This is a genomic window from Flavobacterium sp. ALD4 (assembly GCF_002836475.1).
Classification (GTDB): domain Bacteria; phylum Bacteroidota; class Bacteroidia; order Flavobacteriales; family Flavobacteriaceae; genus Flavobacterium.
The window spans coordinates 600,574-619,287 of the sequence record NZ_PJBJ01000030.1; the positions used below are offsets into that span (position 1 = coordinate 600,574).

Consider the following 18,714-nt stretch of genomic DNA (forward strand, 5'->3'; position numbering starts at 1 on the left):
ATTACAACTAAACATATTGGTTTTAGTTCTAAAATAAAAGCTATGAAAATAAACTCCATGGTAGTGGAAATAGATGGAATCGACAAAGAAATTTTAAGATTCTTGATGGAAGATGCCCGAAAACCAATCCTTCAGATCGCAAATAAAATAGGCATTTCAGGAGCTGCTATTCATCAGAGGCTGAGAAAGCTAGAGCAATCCGGGGTAATCTCAGGATCAAAATTTGTAGTAAACCAAAAAGTTCTTGGTTACAACACCATGGCTTTTGTAGGAGTCTATCTAGACAAAGCGGCACGAAACCTTGAAGCTGTAAAAGAACTAAAAAAAATACCCGAGGTACTGGAATGTCATTACACCACCGGAAACTGGTCCATCTTAATTAAAATCATATGTAGAGATAACCAGCATTTAATGAATTTACTAAACACCAAAATTCAAACAATAGAAGGCGTATCCAGAACGGAGACCTTCATTTCTTTAGACCAACAAATAGACAGACAAATACAGCTTTAAAGAGATAATAGAGCAATTAGAAAATGAGATAATTAAAAAAAGTCGGCTCATTCATAAAACGAGACGGCTTCTGTGCATATAGTAATGATTGCCTAATTACTACATCATCTAATCTCTTCGGCTACCGCCTCCCATATAAATGGAAACATAATACAGTAAAGTTGCAATAGAACCCAAAGCAGCTACCACATAAGTTCTCGCAGCCCATGTCAGAGCATCTTTGGCCCCGTCATGCTCTTGTTGCGTAAGCATCCTTTTATTCTCTAACCAAGCCAAAGCCCGATGACTAGCGTCATATTCAACTGGCAAAGTAACTAATGAAAAGATTGTTGTTGCCGCAAAAAGCACAATTCCGATAAGCAGTAACTGCGGAAAACTATTCATCAATAAAATTCCACCTATCAAAACCCATTGCATATACGAAGATGCTACATTTACAAAAGGAACCAATTTAGAACGCATAGTTAACCATTGATAGCCTACTGCGTGCTGTACCGCATGCCCACACTCATGTGCTGCCACAGCTGCCGAAGCGGCGTTCCTTTGATTGTATACTGCCTCGCTAAGATTCACTGTTTTGTTAACCGGGTTGTAGTGATCTGTCAATTGACCCGCTACCGAAATCACGCGCACATCACGAATTCCGTTATCAGCCAGCATTTTCTCCGCAATTTCAGCGCCACTCATTCCGTTTTGTAATTGCATCTTAGAATAGTGCTCAAATTTACTTTTCAATCTTGAACTTACTGCCCAGCTTGCCAGCATAATTGCACCGGCAAGAATTAAATAACTCATTCCCATATATTTTGTTTTTTTGTTTCTCTATAAAGTTATAAATGAAATATCAAATTACGAACCAAATTTATACAATGTCAATTTGACACTCGTTAAAATAAACACAAAAAAATCCAAACTCCACTAAATATGAAATTTGGATTTTAATATATAACTAGAGACGCACTGCTGTGCCTCTCTGCAGTAATCCTTTCCAAGCTTACACTATTAATGTTTACCCTACCAAATTAATAATTTTTCCAGGAACAATAATGACCTTATTTGGCATTCTTCCTTCTAATTGTTTTATCGTTCTTTCGTCTTTCATTATGATTTCCTCGATTTGATCTTTGGTTAAATCCAGAGGTAATTCGATAGTGAAACGCATTTTTCCGTTAAAAGAAACTGGGTATTCCTTACTGCTTTCTATTAAATGTTTGGGTTCGAAAACAGGGAAAAACACCGTTGAAACAGAACCTTTATTTCCTAATAACGACCATAATTCCTCTGCGATATGTGGTGCGTATGGAGAAATAACGATAGCCAACGGCTCCAGAACAGCACGAGAATGACAGCCTTGAGCAGTCAATTCATTGACACAAATCATAAACTGTGAAACCGAGGTATTGAAAGAGAAATTCTCAATGTCATCTGCCACTTTTTTAATGGTTTTGTGTAATGTTTTCAAGTTGTCTTTTGTTGGCATTTCATCAGTCACGATCAAATTATGTTCGTCAAAATACAAACGACACAGTTTTTTCAAGAAACCAAAAACTCCCGAAATCCCTGCCGTATTCCAAGGTTTCGCTTGTTCTAATGGCCCTAAGAACATTTCGTACAAACGCAAAGTGTCTGCTCCGTATTCATTACAAATATCATCTGGAGTGACTACATTGTATTTGGATTTTGACATTTTCTCTACTTCGCGACCAACGATATATTTACCATTTTCATCGCAAATAAATTCAGCATCAGCATAATCTTCTCTCCATTTCTTGAATTTTTCTATCTCTAATTCATCCGATGAATTGACCATTGAAACATCAACGTGAATTGGTTGTACATTTCGTCCGTCAATTTTATTTTTAGAAACAAATGTATTATCTCCTTCTAATCGATATACAAAAGCACTAGTCCCCAAGATCATTCCTTGATTGATCAGTTTCTTGAAAGGCTCTTCCGTTGGCGCAAAACCTTTGTCTTTTAGAAATTTATTCCAAAAACGAGAGTATAACAAGTGACCAGTCGCATGTTCGTTACCACCAATGTATAAATCAACGCTTTCCCAATACGCCAAAGCTTCTTTGCTAGCAAATTCGTTTTCATTCTTTGGATCCATATAGCGCATCCAGTAAAACGAACTTCCTGCCCAACCTGGCATCGTATTCAATTCTAAAGGGAAAATCGTTTTGTGATCTACTAAATCAGTGTTGACCACATCATTTTTAGTCGTGTCCCATGCCCAAACGGCAGCATTTCCTAAAGGTGGCAAACCATCTTCCGTAGGTAAATATTTTTCTACTTCTGGTAATACAATTGGTAAATGCGTTGCATCAATCATTTGCGGCAAGCCCTTGACATAATATACCGGGAATGGCTCTCCCCAATAACGCTGACGAGAAAAAACGGCATCACGCAAACGGTAATTCGTTTTTCCTTTTCCTTGATTTATTTCTTCTAATGCTTCAATTGCTTTGTATGTTCCTTCTTTATAGCCCAATCCGTTTAAGAAATTAGAATCTACTAATTTGAAACCGTCTTTAGATCCAAACGCAGCTTCTGAAATGTCTTTATCAAAAATATTTTTGATTGCTGGCATTCCGCTTTGTCCTTTGAAGAAATTAGCAAAAGCATAATCTCTTTCGTCTCCGCAGGGAACCGCCATAACGGCGCCTGTCCCGTAACCCGCCAATACATAATCCCCTATCCAAACCGGAATGGCTTCTTTAGTAAATGGATGCTCTGCAAATGCACCTGTAAACACTCCAGAAATAGTTTTAACATCAGCCATACGTTCTCTTTCAGAACGTTTTGACGACGCTAAAATATAAGCGTTTACTTTATCTAAACATTCAGCAGTAGTGATTTCTTTAACCAAAGGATGCTCAGGCGCCAAAGTCATAAAAGTCACGCCAAAAATAGTATCAGGACGCGTTGTAAAAACTTCGACCCCTCTTTCTTCTTGGCCCTTGTCTAACGCTATCGCTTTGAAAGTAACCATAGCACCAACTGATTTTCCAATCCAGTTTCTTTGGCTCTCTTTGATGCTTTCGCTCCAATCTATGTTGTTAAGCCCTTGCAACAAACGCTCTGCATAAGCAGATATGCGCATGCTCCATTGTGTCATTTTTTTACGAACCACGGTGAATCCACCACGTTCCGAAACACCGTTTACGATTTCGTCATTCGCCAAAACCGTCCCTAATCCGGGACACCAGTTGACTTCAGTCTCTGCCAAATACGTTAATCGGTATTGCAAAAGGATTTTTTCCTGTTGTTCTTTATCGAAAGTATTCCATTCACTTGACGTAAAAGGCGCTATTTTGTCATCACAAACCGCATTGACAGTAGCATTTCCAGCCTTTCCGAAAATTGAAATCAAAGTTGAAATATCCTCAGCTTTATCATTGGCTTTGTTGTACCACGAATTAAATAATTGTATAAAAATCCATTGCGTATGTTTGTAATAATCCGGATTAGAAGTGCGCACTTCCCTGCTCCAATCAAACGAAAATCCAATTTTATCCAATTGCTTTCTATATCCGGCAATTTCATTTCCTTCCTTATCATTTCCACCATCAATATTTACAGAAGTGGTATCTTCCGGACGTTGTCCTGTTTGAATGGCGTATTGTTCTGCAGGTAATCCAAAACTGTCATAACCCATAGGGTGCAATACATTAAACCCTTGGTGTCTTTTATATCTCGCATACACATCAGATGCAATATACCCCAGAGGATGTCCCACATGCAGTCCTGCCCCTGATGGATAAGGAAACATATCTAGCACATAATGTTTTGGTTTTTCAGAGTTATTTACAGCGGCAAAAGTTTGATTTTCTGCCCAATATTTTTGCCATTTGGCCTCTATCTCGTTCGGATTATATTTCATTCCCTCTTTCTATTTTTATTTTAACGGAGTCATGCTGTCGCTAAAGCTCAAGTCATTCCCTCTTTCTATTTTTATTTTAACGGAGTCATGCTGTCGCTACAGCTTAAGTCATTGTGCGTACGTTGCAAAGTTTATCACGATACCTATTTTTAGGTGGCAAATTTACGTTTATTGTACGAAAGTTGAAACTTTGGACGTTATTAACTTCAAATAAAGAAATTCTTTATTATTTTTACCCCATAATTTAAGTAAACTATGAGTTCTTCATTTGATAGGTTTCAAAAACGCAGGTTAATTTCCTCTTATTTTTCGGTCGTTCTAAGTGTATTCTTAGTTTTATTTTTATTAGGAGTGTTGGGCCTTTTTATTATAAACTCCAAAAAATTAGCCGACGACTTTAAGGAAAAAATTGCCATGACGGTGTTTTTCAAAAATGAAGCGAACGACACTATTTTAAGAACTTTTGGAGGAAAATTAAAAATTGCGCCCTACGCGAAGTCTACGGTTTATGTAACTAAAGAGCAGGCTGCAAAACAACATACCGATATAATCGGCGAAGATTTCATGACGTTTTTGGGGGAAAACCCATTACAAAACTCGTACGATATTCACTTAAAAGCGGATTACGTCGAAAAAGATTCCATCGCGAAAATTGAAAAACAATTGCGAACAAATCCTATGATATCAGATATTGTTTACGACAAGCAATTGGTAAATTTAGTGAACGACAATATTAAAAAAGTGAGTATGTGGATTTTAATAATCAGCGGATTCCTGGCTTTTATTGCTGTTTTATTAATTAACAGTTCGTTACGACTGTCAATTCACTCCAACCGATTTATCATTAAAACCATGCAAATGGTGGGCGCAACAAAATCATTTATCAGAAAACCATTTGTTATGCGTAGCATAAAACTTGGGATGTTAGGTGCTAGCTTAGCCATTATTGCATTAATTGCGGTGTTACTGTACGTCGAGACCAGCTTTCCTGATTTAGGAATTCTTGACAACAAAATTCTTATTGCAGGTGTTTTATTGTCCGTGTTCGGAATTGGTATTTTGATTACTTGGTTAAGTACTCACTTTGCGACACAAAAATTCTTGAATTTAAGAACTGACGATTTGTATTAATTTTAATTTCAGAATTTAAAAAGTAAAAAAGCATAAATGAAAGACCAAGGCCCACAACAAGATTTTCTTTTTGGAAAAATAAATTATATAATTCTACTGATTGGTATTGGAGTAATTGCACTCGGATTTATTCTAATGTCTGGCGGAGGAAGTGATGACCCTAATGTATATAGCGATGCTATTTTTGATTTTAGAAGAATTCGTCTCGCTCCAACAACCGTTTTAATTGGTTTCGGAATAACCGTATATGCCATATTAAAAAATCCAAAGAAAGCATAAATGAACACATTACAAGCTATCATCCTTGCTATCATTGAAGGGATTACTGAATTTTTACCTGTTTCTTCCACTGGACATATGATTATCGCTTCTTCCTTTTTTGGGATTGCCAGTGATGATTTTACCAAACTTTTTACTATTGTAATTCAACTCGGTGCTATTCTCTCGGTTGTAGTTTTATATTTCAAGCGTTTCTTTCAGACCTGGGACTTCTATTTTAAATTATTTGTTGCTTTTATTCCTGCTGTAGTTTTAGGATTATTATTCAGCGATCTGATAGATGAACTATTAGAAAGCCCTGTCACAGTGGCCGTTTCACTTTTACTTGGTGGTATCGTTTTATTAAAAGTAGACGAATGGTTTAGTCATTCTGAGGATACCAAAATCACTTATATCACAGCATTTAAAATTGGATTGTACCAATGCCTCGCAATGGTTCCCGGAGTTTCCCGAAGTGGCGCGAGCATAGTGGGTGGAATGTCCCAAAAGCTAAGTCGTACATCAGCAGCTGAATTTTCATTTTTTCTTGCTGTCCCTACCATGTTTGGCGCAACAGCAAAAAAATGTTTTGATTATTACAAAGATGGTTTTGTATTGACTCACGACCAAATCAATTTATTAGTTATTGGTAATGTAATCGCTTTTATCGTGGCGCTTTTAGCCATTAGAAGTTTTATCGGATTTTTGAGTAAAAAAGGTTTTAAAGTATTTGGTTATTACCGAATTGCTGCCGGAATCATTTTACTGATTATTCATTTTTTCATTCATCCCCTGACCATCATTTAATGACAGACGAAGACTACTTAAACGGACAAATTTTATTAATTGACAAGCCTTTGAATTGGACATCCTTTCAGGCTGTAAATAAATTAAAATATGCGCTGATTAACAAATTAGGGCTTCCTAAAAAGTTTAAAATTGGTCACGCGGGAACTTTAGATCCGCTAGCAACAGGGCTGCTTTTAGTCTGTACCGGAAAATTTACCAAACGGATTACCGAGCTTCAGGGTCAAGCCAAAGAATATACTGGAACTTTCTTTATTGGAGCTACTACGCCTTCTTACGATTTAGAAACTGAAATAGACGAGACATTCCCTACTTCACACATAGACGAAGCCTTAATACGGGAAACCCTAAAACAATTTTTAGGTGAAATAGATCAAAAACCACCTATTTTTTCTGCTATAAAAAAAGAAGGCGTTAGACTATATGAGCATGCACGTGCAGGGAAAACCGTAGAAATCGCTACTAGAAAAACTACAATTCACGAATTTGAAATCACCAGAATAGCGCTTCCTGAAATTGATTTCAGAGTAGTTTGCAGCAAGGGTACTTATATCCGTTCTTTAGCTTTTGATTTTGGACGTGCCATGCATTCAGGATCTCATTTAACAGCGCTGCGTCGTACAAAAATTGGAGATTATAATGTAAGAGAAGCTGTGGATGTTGTTGTATTCGAAGATAATTTAGAATCAAAATAACCCTGTTTTGAATTTTCAAAAAACACTATTAATCATACTCTTTTTTTTGCGGGAGTCTTTTTGCCCACGATAAAAAAATTACTTACGCTCAATTTGACGTCACCTTAGCCTTTACCGGGAATCCTTAACGTGGAGAAGTTGACTAGAGTACTAACATAAAAGAATCTTGGCTCATTCCGGATGGTATGGGAACAAAATTTGGTTATGGCCTCTACTATAAAAAATGGGTTGGATTAGCAATCCATCGCGGTTTCAACTGGGATTAGTCCAATAAATTAGTTATGGAATTTGTTTTTGCCAATTTTAGATTAAGCCCAAAAATAGGGAAGGAAAGTAGAATTACACTTCAACTAGGAATTGGAAAAGCAATCGCATTAGGTCGGGGTGTCGGGGTACCTTGACCGTAGACTATCAAAAAATTAGTCTAGGTATACAAAACGCCGATGATGTTTTACTTTTTATCGAACTAAACCATTATGCGTTTCCTATTAACAATCAAAGAGATTCAGGAAATATAAGTTTAGGAATTTCCTTGATCAGCCTCTAAAATACAGTTATTCTTCTTCCTTGTCCAAGTCAAGCATCATATCAATCACTTCACTTTGAGTAGACAATCCTTTGTCGTGAAAGAACCACAATTGTAAATCAGTTTTTGCCGTTTCATCAAGTGTACCATGTTCTTTTTTATAGTTATCAATTAAATCAGCGGCTCCCTTAGGTCTTGGTCCCCAATGTGCTAATGCGCCACCCGTTTCTTTATTAATAACGATAAGTTTTGGAATTGATTTGGCTTTATTGGTTAAAAATAAATTCATTAATTCTTTATTTTCATCACGCAAAACAATTTTTATATCTATTTTACCGTCAGCCTCGGAAACCATTTTATCAAAAACAGGAAGCAATTCTGCCGCATCAGTTGACCACCCTTCAGAAATAACCATCCAAATGTATTCGTTTTTTAAGGACTTCAACGACTGGGCATACTCTTGCGGTATTTTTAATGTCTTCTCTAAACGATCCATCCGCGTCTCATTCAAAAGACTATAATTAGTCAATGCAGAGGACTGCTCACTTCCTGTAGATTTTTCCTCTTTTAATAAGTCTACAACTAATTTCCTATATTCAGAATACGAATGACTCTTAAACAACGCCTTTGCAATCGACTTTTTCATGATTTTATTTTGTTTAAGTAAAGTTAGCAAAAATTAATTGTTTTAAAGAGGACAAAACCACTTTCAAACAAGCAAAAAGAGTAATTTAGGCACTAATAAAAAAGGAAAATGGATTTAAATTCAAAGTCAATTGGACTTGTCCTTTCCGGGGGAGGTTCAAAAGGTATAGCTCATGCAGGTGCCATTAAATTTTTAGAAGAGCAAAACATTCGCCCCACTCGGATCGCCGGAACAAGCGCAGGCGCAATCGTAGGCGCAATGTATTCCTGGGGAAAGAGCCCTGATGAGATTTTAGAGTTTTTTAAGTCGGTTTATCTTTTTCAGTGGAGGCATTTCACTTTTAAAAAAGCGGGCTTGGTCGATTCCGAATCCTTTAGGCTGTATTTTCAAGCTATCTTTCAAGACGCGCTGATTGGAGAATTGAAAATCCCTACACAGATTACAGCAACAGATATGGTTAGGGGGCGATTAAAAATATTTGAGGCAGAAACAAAAATCAGTGATGCGTTATTAGCTTCTTCTGCTTTTCCAGGAATTATATCTCCTTATGAAATCAATGGTGAGCCGTATAGCGATGGTGGAATTTTAAACCATTTCCCAACAGATATATTACAAGGTCAATGTGACAATATTATCGGTGTTTATGTCAGTCCTATCCAAAAAATAGAAGCCAAAGATTTAAATTCCATCAGAGCAGTTACTACGAGAGCTTTTGACATTCTTTCTGCCAATACCAATACGCAAAAGTTCAATATCTGCGAATGGATAATCGAACCTACAGAACTGAGTATATATAGTACCTTTGAGATGAACAAAGCAAAAATGGACATTATTTTTAAAATTGGCTACGAAGCTGCCAAGAGCTCCTTTGAAAAACTAAATCTATAAAAATTAAGCGATAGTATTTCAAAAAAAAGAATATCACTATATTTGCACGAAACAACTCAACATACACATGAAATATAAAAGAATTCTTCTCAAATTAAGCGGTGAAGCTTTAATGGGCGACAGACAGTACGGTATTGACCCAGTAAGATTAGCTGAATATGCCGAAGAAATCAAAAAAATTCACGATAAAGGGATCGAAATTGCCATTGTAATAGGCGGTGGAAATATTTTTAGGGGAGTTGCGGGAGCCAGCAATGGAATGGACCGTGTCCAAGGGGATTACATGGGAATGCTAGCCACAGTTATCAACGGAATGGCCTTACAAGGCGCATTAGAAGACAAAGGAATGCTCACCCGTCTACAAACCGCATTAAAAATTGAAGCAATAGCTGAACCTTATATTAAAAGAAGAGCAGTACGTCACCTTGAGAAAGGGAGAATCGTGATTTTTGGAGCCGGAACCGGAAACCCTTATTTCACAACTGACACGGCAGCTGTTTTGCGTGGTGTAGAAATACATGCCGACGTAATTTTGAAAGGAACACGCGTCGACGGCGTTTATGATTCAGATCCTGAAAAAAATGCAGATGCTACGAAATTTGATTTTATTTCTTTTGACGATGTAATTAAAAAAGGACTGAACGTAATGGATTCTACGGCATTTACATTAAGCCAAGAAAATAAATTGCCTATCGTAATTTTCGATATGAACAAACAAGGTAATTTATTGAAAATATGTGAAGGGGAAAACATAGGAACGGTAGTAAATATATAAGCCCTTAAATCCCTAAAGGGGACAAAAAAATTGGAAATTATGACTGAAGAAATTGAATTTATATTAGATAGCACCAAGGAATCAATGCTTGGCTCTATTGCCCACTTAGAGAAAGAGTTCCTAAACATTCGCGCAGGAAAAGCATCTCCAGCGATGTTAGGAAGTGTTTTTGTAGATTATTACGGTTCGGCCACACCGCTTTCGCAAGTGTCAAAAATCAGTGTTCCAGACGCAAGAACGATAACCTTACAGCCTTTTGAAAAAAACATGTTGCATCCTATCGAGAAAGCGATCATGATAGCAAACATCGGCTTCAACCCAATGAACAACGGTGACGTAATTATCATAAGTGTTCCCGCATTAACAGAGGAACGAAGACGCGATCTTGCCAAACAGGCTAAAGTAGAAGCAGAAGATGCTAAAGTTGGTATTAGAAACGCCCGTAAAGATGCGAATACAGAGATTAAAAAGTTAGAAAAAGACGGAACATCCGAAGACATTTGTAAAAGTGCCGAAGACGAAGTCCAAAACCTAACCAATAGTTACATCAGGAAAGTAGATGAACTTCTTGTTTACAAAGAAGCAGACATCATGAAGGTGTAAAATTAAATAAATCAATAGTATAATCCGTCCCGTTTAAATAGCGAGACGGATTTTCTTATTCTTGTTTCACTCATACCATAATATGATTGTAGCCGTTTTGTAATAAACCTTATTTATGAAGCATTTTTGTATATTGTTTTTCTTTTTTACTTTATCAATTCAAGCCCAATTTCAGGTAAACGGAATTGTAAAAGAATCAACCGCAAACAAGCCGCTTGCTTTTGCTACAATCACTTCTATTGATGGCGCCACTACAATTTCAGATGTAGACGGGAAATTTAGTCTTTCCTCAAAAAACAGCATCCCCTCCTTTGAGGTTTCCTACGTCGGATATTTTAAAACTACGGTTCCCATAGTAAAAGGACAAAATTATTACACCGTTCTCCTCCTGCCTAAAAGGGATGACTTAAAGGAAGTTTATATTTCAAATAAAAAACCTGCTTTAGCTATTATAAATAAGGTGATTGAAAATAAAAACAAAAACAATCCCCAAATAAAACTAAAAACTTTCGAATTCAAGTCCTATAACAAACTAATTGTTTCTGCTAATCCGGACTCGATAAAAGGAGCTATTGACTCGGTGTTTATTGAAAAATCCATTGGTAAGACATTCTCTAAAATCGATTCCTCCGCTTATAAGTTTAAAGAGATCATAAACAAGCAACATTTATTTCAAACAGAGAAAGTCTCGCAATATCAATTTGGAAACCAGAAGTTAAAAGAAACTATTTTAGGAACAAAGATGGCCGGTTTTAAACAACCTGTTTATGAGATTTTAGCTTTCAACCTACAATCTTTTTCAGTCTATGATTCCAGCTATGAACTTTTTGAAACAAAGTACAACAGTCCAATTGCCAATGATGCCCCGACAGATTATAATTATAAATTACTCGACACCATCGCTATAAATGGTAGAATGTCTTACATGATTTATTTTAAAAATAAAAAGAAAAGTAAGGCCTCAGGACTGGAAGGCGTACTGTGTATAGACCAAAATAATTTTGCCGTTTCAAAGGCTATTATGCGAATAAAAGGGGTTCTTGATATCAGCGGTATTCATGAGTTTGAATATATTCCTCAAGAAGAAATTTGGTTTCCCATCCGCAAAACTTTTAAAATCGTAAAAGGGAAAAATGACGATGATATAAAAATTCTTGGGGGAACGGTTCAGTTTGACGGTGACGTTGAAAAAGATTTCCAGACTAGAAAAAAAACACCCTCGGATATTACTTATCTGTTGTCTAAAACAGATAATTTCGATATCCAATATAACACCCCTATCAAAATAAAGCAAAACTATATTTCTGTCGAAATAAAAGAAGATGCCATTAATAAGTCAGAACGTTTTTGGGATTCCTACCGGAAAGACAGTTTGGACATTCGGAGCCAAAAGACCTATTTAGCGTTGGATAGTATCGCCATTAAAAGAAGAATTGCAAGCCGAATTCGTTTCGGCAGAAAAATCATCAACGGGTTTTTACCTTTGGGCTTTTTTGATATGGACTTAAGGAAAATTATAAGTTACAATAACTACGAAGGGTTTCGATTGGGTTTTGGAGGTATTACGAACGACCAGTTTTTAAAAAATTTCAGAATCGAAGGCTATACCGCTTACGGAACAAAAGACGGGAATTTCAAATATAATGCAGGGCTATCAACACGTGTGGGTAAACTTTCTGATTCGTGGATCGGCGTATCCTATACGGACGATGTTAGAGAGATAGCTAGCACCTTATATACTATCGAAAAAAGACCCTTTAAGCTTTACGACCCAAGACCTATAAACATTAGTACCTTTTATAACTATGTGAGTTGGAAAGCCTCTTTGAAAACCCAAATCATTCCTAAGACAGAAAGTATTTGGACGCTCAATCGCTCCGAAATTGAGCCCAAATTCAATTATGTCTATAATTTAAACAATAAATTATACTCTAATTACATCATGACAACGGCTATGGTTTCCCTGCAATGGAATCCTTTCAGTGATTATATGCAAACTCCAAACGGCAGAGTTGAAGTGGAAAAAGGGTATCCAAAATTCACTTTTCAGTTTACGCAATCCCTACCAAAAGTATTGGATAATGATTTTGAATTCAGTAAAATTGATTTTAAAACGGAATTTGAGAAAAACTATTTAAATGGTCAAAAAACAAATTTACTTTTTGAAGCAGGTTATGCCATAGGTGACATTCCATTAACCCATTTATACAACACCTCTCCAAATAACATTACGAAAGAAAGCATTATTCAAAGAATCACCTTTGCAGGAAAAAACAGTTTTGAAACGATGTTCTTCAACGAATTTTTCTCGACTGAATTCGTCTATTTCCAATTTAAACATGGCTTCAACAGGGTCACTATTCTCAAAAAAGTCAAACCTTCCTTAGTTTTAGTATCCAGAATGGCGTGGGGGAATTTGCAAAAACCAGAGCAGCATGTGGGATTAGATTACAAAACACTAAATGAAGGTTATTTTGAATCTGGAATAGAACTCAATCAAATTTTTAAAGGATTGGGTCTTACCGCTTTTTACCGTTATGGGCCAAATCAATTGTCTCAATTTGAAGACAACATTGCAGTGAAACTGAGTTACGTCCTTAACCTTGGGCTCTAGTAACTGGAGACAAACTTCAATCCAATAATAGAGGCTATTAAAGTCGTCAAAAAGAAGATTCTCCGAAAAGTAGCAGGCTCCTTAAATACAAGAATACCGACCAAAACGGCACCTACCGCTCCTGTACCTGTCCAAACAGCATACGAAGTACCAATAGGCAATTCCTGCGTTGCCTTATAGAGTAAAAGCATGCTTATACTTAGGCAAACTAAAAAACCCAACATCCAATAAGTAGATACAACACCTTTTGTTTCATTGGCTTTACCTAAACAGGAAGCAAAACCTACTTCGAATAACCCACCAATGATTAATAAAATCCAATTCATAAATTACGGCTTAATTATTAAAACAGAAGGAACACCAATCAACCAATCGCTATCTGAGTCAAGTACTGACTTCCAGCTTTCAAGGCTAATAAGCATTAAATCCTGCTTTTCCAGAAAAGGCAAACTTACTACCTTATCTGTAATTATCGATAAATTATCAGGATGTATTTGTTCTAAAGAAGTCACTGCACTTAGAATAACAAAGTTATTCTTCACATGTCCGTTTACATCCAAAATGGTAATCTTTGAATTGTTATTGTAAATTAATTTTTGGGCATAATCAATTAAAAAAGAATCATCTGATTTGAAAATCGGAATGAACACATGATCAATATCTTGAAATTCCTTATCGATCAAAATCCCCAAAGGCATTTTTGTTTTAGCAACAATTTGTCGAGTTCTTTCGTCAAAAGGAGAGTTTTCAAACAAACCTTCTTTACCAGTAAATTTGTCAATTAATCGGTCTGGGTTAATAATTCTAGTCGTAAACCCTATTACCTTACCAAGAATAGTTCCTTCAAAAATAGATTTCCCTAAACCTACAAGCAACAAGTCATAATCTCCTTGATTTGCTATATCTGCAATCTCAGATTCGATATCAATTGTTGCTTTAAAAATAGTGTCAATTTCTATATTCAACAACCCTGATTCTTCAAAAATAGCTAAGAAACTGTCCTTTTCTTTCTCTTCCATATTTAATGTATGCAGTTCATTACTAAGGGAGAGATGCATCGCTGTAACCATAGAGCTACTTTTTTGTTTTTTGGTCAGGCTATTCGCTAAACGCAATAGTGATTTTCCTTTCTCGTAGTTTCCAAATGAAAATAGTATTCTGTAATTGTTTTGACTCGATATTTCTTCGGCATCAGGCACGCTCTTGTCTTTAAATAGATAATTAATTAAGTCTAAAGCGGGTCCTGTCATAAAAGTGGTAACCAGCGCCATTATAACCATCATTGTAAATACTTCGGGAGTTAAAACCTTAAGCTCTAACCCTATATTTAGAACAATCAACTCCATTAACCCTCTGGTGTTCATTAATGCACCAATAGTTAAGCTGTCTTTCCAGTTTTGTCCCACAAATTTTGCTGCCAGAGCACTTCCTAGGAACTTACCCACCACAGCAACCATGATAATTGCTCCAGTAACTTTCCATAAATACGAATCATTTATAAGTCCAATTTCAGTTTTCAGTCCTGTGAACACAAAGAACAAGGGCAATAAAAGAATTACCGCGACATCTTCTACTTTATCAATAAATATCATTCGGAATTTAGTAACGTCAGGCATAATGGATCCCATCATAAAAGCTCCAAAAAGGGCATGAATACCAATTACTTCTGTAGCATATGAGGACAGAATCAGAAAAAGAAAGAAAATAGCTAAAACCGGTTTTCCTATACTGTCTTTAGAACCATACAAATCACCTATTCTTTTCAAAAACGGCTTAACAATAAAAATCATTGCCAGAACATAAATTGCGGCAAGCGAAATAACATATAGCGAACTAATAAAATCTCCCGCTTTTACTATTGCGATTACCACAGCCAAGAGACACCAGGCCGTAATATCATCAGCTGCCGCACAAGTAATTACTATAGCGCCAAGCTTCGTTTTATGAATTTCCCTTTCCTGAACGATCCTTGCCAAAACCGGAAAGGCGGTTATACTCATGGCAATTCCCATAAACAAACTGAAAGAAAGAAACTGAACGCCTTCAGGTGCAAACCTGTTAAATACAAAATAAGACAAACCAATACCCAACGCAAAAGGAATGACTATACTGGCATGACTTATTACAACTGCTTCACTGGCTTTGTTTTTAAGCACTTTAATATCAAGCTCCATACCGATAACAAACATGAAAAGAATGAGCCCTATCTGGCTAAGAAACTTTAAATTTCCCAAGGATTCAACAGGAAACAAAGCCGCAGAAAAACCAGGGAAATACATACCCAATAACGAGGGACCCAAAACAATTCCCGCTATAATTTCACCTATAACTGTTGGCTGTCCAATCTTCTTGAAAACCCAACCAAAAAGGCGGGCCACAAGGATAATCATAACAATTTGTGCCAAAAGTATTGCCAAAGGGTCATCAAAATTATGTTTCATGGAAGATATAAAGTCATTCCACGAACCATTTCCCGTTTCTGAAACCATCAAATTCTTTCTTCCTTCAAGCAGTTTTCCCTTTGTAATTATCCAATAGATTAATACCGTGAAACCACCCGTTACAGTGAAATAAAACAAGGTGTTTTTATATTTTTTTAAATCCATCGTACCGTGGTATATTAATTTTATAAATCACACAAAGATGTAAAATTCTATAATACGTTTTACAAGGCTAAAATTAATTTTTAAGTGAAATTAAAAAACTACAAAATAGCTGAAAAACAACTCTAAAACAGATAAAAAGATTTGCAAAAATCGTGTCTTTTGTGTTGGTATTCACTACATTTGCAGCCATTTTTAGCACACTTATGAAAAAGAAATTAAAAGTAGGGTTTTGGGAATTTATTGCCCGTATCGTACTTAAAAACAGAGTCGTTATCCTTGGTATTATCGTTCTGATAACGATTTTTTTGGCACTACAATGGAAAAACATACAGTTTTCTTTTACGGAAGCTAATCTACTGCCGGACAACCACATCGTCAATAAAGAATACAACGCCTTTTTAGACAAATTTGGAGAAGAAGGAAATTTAATTGTTGTAGGTGTGAAAAACGATGCTTTTTTTACGCCGAAAGCATTTGCTGCCTGGAATAAATTGATGAGCGAAATAAAGGCTCAAAAAGAAGTAGATCTAATCGTTTCAATAAGTGATTTGAAAAAATTGCAAAAAAACGATTCCCTCAAAACTTTTGAATTAGTACCGTTTGTTGACCAAAGCAAAACGGTCAGCAAAGCCTACCTTGACACTATCAAAAAAGATCTGTTTTTAAATATGCCTTTTTATGAAGGCTTACTTTTCAACAAAAAAAACGGAACCATCCGGTCAGCCATTTATTTAGATAAAGAAATTGTAAACACGGCGCAACGTAAAGACTATATCGTAAATGACTTTATCCCGAAAATTGAAGCTTTTGAAAAAGAGACTGGCATTGATTTACGTGTTTCAGGGATGCCTTACATCAGGACGCTCAATGCCATGAGCATCATGAATGAAATTAGTTTATTCATTGGAGTTTCACTATTGCTGACTTCGTTGATATTCTTTTTCTTTTTCCGTTCCTTTAGAGCTACATTAATAGCCATTTTGATTGTAATTATAGGAGTGATGTGGACCTTTGGGCTTCTTGGGTTATTCAATTATCAAATCACCGTACTTACCGCTATAGTCCCTACACTGGTTATTGTGATCGGAATTCCCAATTGTATTTTTCTGACCAATAAATACCAACAGGAATATATTGCTCATGGAAATAAAGCACGTGCATTGCAGCGCGTAATTACAAAGGTAGGAACCGCTACCTTGATGACGAACTTAACCACAGCTGCCGGTTTTGCGACTTTTATCATTACCAATAGTGAGTTATTGAAAGAGTTTGGTATCATATCTTCATTAAGTATTGTTGCTCTATTCTTTTTATGCCTTATCATCATCCCTATTTATTACAGTTATCAACCGGTTCCACAAGAAAAACACCTGAGACATTTGAGCCGCAATTACACGAAAGTGTTTATGGCTTGGATCGAAAAAATGGTAAAATACAATAGACGACATGTCTATCTTGTAGCTGTATTTTTATTTCTAATCAGTACCATTGGTGCTTTAAAAATTAAAACGTCAGGAAGTTTAATTGAAGACATGCCGCAAAACACTGGCTTTTACCAAGATATTCTTTTTTTCGAAAAAGAATTTGATGGAATTATGCCATTGGAAATTACAATTGATACTAAAAGAAAAAAAGGGGTTATGAAGCTCTCTACCTTGAGAAAGATGGATGAACTTCAAAAAACGATTGAAGAAGTACCTGAACTTTCAAAACCAATCTCCATTCTTAATTTAGTTAAATATTCTAAGCAGGCGTACTACAACGGTAATCCTGAATATTATTCCCTGCCTACGTCCCAGGAGCAAAGTTTCATTTTAGGCTACGCTAAAAACGCAACTAAAAGCACCCAAAACAATATCATGAAAAGTTATGTGGACAGCACCGGTCAGGTCGCTCGCATCACGACTTTCATGAGGGATATCGGAACCGGCAACATGGCGACAATTGAAAATACGCTTTGGACCAAAATCAATAAAATATTCCCGTCTGATCGCTACAAGGTGGTAATGACCGGAAAAGCATTGGTTTTTGAAAAAGGAACGAAATACTTACTCGACAATTTACTGATGTCCCTGTTATTTGCGGTCTTTCTGATTTCTTTGTTGATGGTTTTCATGTTCCGCTCCTTCAAAATGGTGGTCGTATCCTTAATTCCTAACTTGTTGCCGCTAATGATTACCGCCGGATTAATGGGTTATTTTGGAATTCCGCTAAAACCGTCTACAATATTGGTATTTAGTATTGCTTTCGGGCTTTCAGTCGATGATACTATACATTTCTTGGCACAATACCGCCAAGAATTAACTCGAAATAACTGGAAAATCAAACGTTCCGTTTTTGCCACTATAAGAGAATCCGGCCTCAGCATGTTCTATACCTCGGTAGTTTTATTTTCAGGCTTTTCCGTATTTATGCTTTCCGAATTTGGAGGAACCGTTGCCCTTGGTGGATTAATCGCCATTACATTGGCATTTGGAATGCTCTCCAACTTGATGTTATTGCCTTGTTTGGTATTAACCCTAAACAAGTCGTTAGCCAACAAACAGGAATTTATCGAACCCAAAATTGATATTTTGAACAAGCCTGACAAAGAGACTGAAAATTCAGATAAATAACTGGTACGCTTTTTTAAAAGCATACCTTATAAAACTCAAAAAGCTTCCCTCTTTTCAGACGGGAAGCTTTTTTTATACCGGAATTCCTGTTTATTATGCGTTCCTTTTTAAAATGGGTATATTTGAAAATAATGCTAATTCAAGTGGAGAA

At 36.3% G+C, this 18,714-nt stretch carries 15 protein-coding genes; 10 read left to right on the forward strand and 5 right to left on the reverse strand.

Annotated elements, in window-relative coordinates; all coding sequences use genetic code 11:
* The first annotated feature begins 42 nt into the window (after positions 1 to 42).
* Positions 43 to 513: an Lrp/AsnC family transcriptional regulator gene (locus CXF59_RS11290; protein WP_101137873.1), complete on the forward strand. Its 471-nt coding sequence runs from the start codon at positions 43 to 45 to the stop codon at positions 511 to 513.
* A gap of 108 nt (positions 514 to 621) precedes the next feature.
* Here the strand turns inward: CXF59_RS11290 and CXF59_RS11295 are convergent, their stop codons facing one another.
* Both CXF59_RS11295 and leuS read right to left on the reverse strand, forming a co-directional pair.
* A complete protein-coding gene (locus tag CXF59_RS11295; RefSeq protein WP_101137874.1) occupies positions 622 to 1,314 on the reverse strand; it encodes a zinc metallopeptidase in 693 nt (230 codons plus the stop codon).
* Positions 1,315 to 1,522: 208 nt separating this feature from the next.
* Positions 1,523 to 4,399: a leucine--tRNA ligase gene (leuS, locus tag CXF59_RS11300; protein ID WP_101137875.1), complete on the reverse strand. Its 2,877-nt coding sequence runs from the start codon at positions 4,397 to 4,399 to the stop codon at positions 1,523 to 1,525.
* 255 nt (positions 4,400 to 4,654) lie between these two features.
* Here leuS and CXF59_RS11305 point away from each other — a divergent pair, with 255 nt between their 5' ends.
* The 4 genes from CXF59_RS11305 to truB are packed head-to-tail and all read left to right on the forward strand — an operon-like array spanning position 4,655 to position 7,290.
* A complete protein-coding gene (locus CXF59_RS11305; RefSeq protein ID WP_101137876.1) occupies positions 4,655 to 5,530 on the forward strand; it encodes an ABC transporter permease in 876 nt (291 codons plus the stop codon).
* Between the two features lie 36 nt (positions 5,531 to 5,566).
* Positions 5,567 to 5,809, forward strand: coding sequence for a DUF3098 domain-containing protein (locus CXF59_RS11310; RefSeq protein ID WP_101137877.1), 243 nt, complete (start codon positions 5,567 to 5,569; stop codon positions 5,807 to 5,809).
* Positions 5,810 to 6,595: an undecaprenyl-diphosphate phosphatase gene (locus CXF59_RS11315; RefSeq protein WP_101137878.1), complete on the forward strand. Its 786-nt coding sequence runs from the start codon at positions 5,810 to 5,812 to the stop codon at positions 6,593 to 6,595.
* Positions 6,595 to 7,290: a tRNA pseudouridine(55) synthase TruB gene (gene truB / locus CXF59_RS11320; protein ID WP_101137879.1), complete on the forward strand. Its 696-nt coding sequence runs from the start codon at positions 6,595 to 6,597 to the stop codon at positions 7,288 to 7,290. Before CXF59_RS11315 ends, truB begins: the two co-directional genes overlap by 1 nt.
* A 554-nt stretch (positions 7,291 to 7,844) precedes the next feature.
* Here truB and CXF59_RS11330 read toward each other — a convergent pair.
* Positions 7,845 to 8,462, reverse strand: coding sequence for a thioredoxin family protein (locus tag CXF59_RS11330; RefSeq protein WP_101137880.1), 618 nt, complete (start codon positions 8,460 to 8,462; stop codon positions 7,845 to 7,847).
* Between the two features lie 108 nt (positions 8,463 to 8,570).
* Here CXF59_RS11330 and CXF59_RS11335 point away from each other — a divergent pair, with 108 nt between their 5' ends.
* The 4 genes from CXF59_RS11335 to CXF59_RS11350 all read left to right on the forward strand — a co-directional run bounded on the left by CXF59_RS11335 (position 8,571) and on the right by CXF59_RS11350 (position 13,342).
* Positions 8,571 to 9,350 carry a patatin-like phospholipase family protein gene (locus tag CXF59_RS11335; RefSeq protein ID WP_101137881.1) on the forward strand — a complete coding sequence of 260 codons (780 nt, stop codon included), beginning with the start codon at positions 8,571 to 8,573 and terminating at the stop codon, positions 9,348 to 9,350.
* Between the two features lie 67 nt (positions 9,351 to 9,417).
* Positions 9,418 to 10,125, forward strand: a complete 708-nt coding sequence (gene pyrH / locus CXF59_RS11340; protein WP_101137882.1) for a UMP kinase — start codon at positions 9,418 to 9,420, stop codon at positions 10,123 to 10,125.
* A 39-nt stretch (positions 10,126 to 10,164) separates the two neighbouring features.
* Positions 10,165 to 10,728, forward strand: a complete 564-nt coding sequence (frr, locus tag CXF59_RS11345; RefSeq protein WP_101137883.1) for a ribosome recycling factor — start codon at positions 10,165 to 10,167, stop codon at positions 10,726 to 10,728.
* Between the two features lie 115 nt (positions 10,729 to 10,843).
* On the forward strand, positions 10,844 to 13,342 hold the full coding sequence (locus CXF59_RS11350) for a DUF5686 family protein (protein ID WP_101137884.1): 2,499 nt from the start codon (positions 10,844 to 10,846) through the stop codon (positions 13,340 to 13,342).
* On the opposite strand, the gene CXF59_RS11355 is transcribed toward CXF59_RS11350, so the two are convergent.
* Together CXF59_RS11355 and CXF59_RS11360 are read right to left on the reverse strand one after the other, a co-directional pair.
* Positions 13,339 to 13,668: a multidrug efflux SMR transporter gene (locus CXF59_RS11355; protein WP_101137885.1), complete on the reverse strand. Its 330-nt coding sequence runs from the start codon at positions 13,666 to 13,668 to the stop codon at positions 13,339 to 13,341. The genes CXF59_RS11350 and CXF59_RS11355 overlap by 4 nt on opposite strands.
* A 3-nt stretch (positions 13,669 to 13,671) precedes the next feature.
* The gene (locus CXF59_RS11360) at positions 13,672 to 15,948 is read right to left on the reverse strand and encodes a cation:proton antiporter (RefSeq protein WP_101137886.1); all 2,277 of its coding nucleotides are present in this window, start codon (positions 15,946 to 15,948) and stop codon (positions 13,672 to 13,674) included.
* Between the two features lie 203 nt (positions 15,949 to 16,151).
* Between CXF59_RS11360 and CXF59_RS11365 the strand changes: the two genes are divergently transcribed.
* Entirely contained in the window at positions 16,152 to 18,563 is a 2,412-nt protein-coding gene (locus CXF59_RS11365; protein ID WP_101137887.1) for an RND family transporter, read from the forward strand.
* Positions 18,564 to 18,714 lie beyond the last annotated feature (151 nt).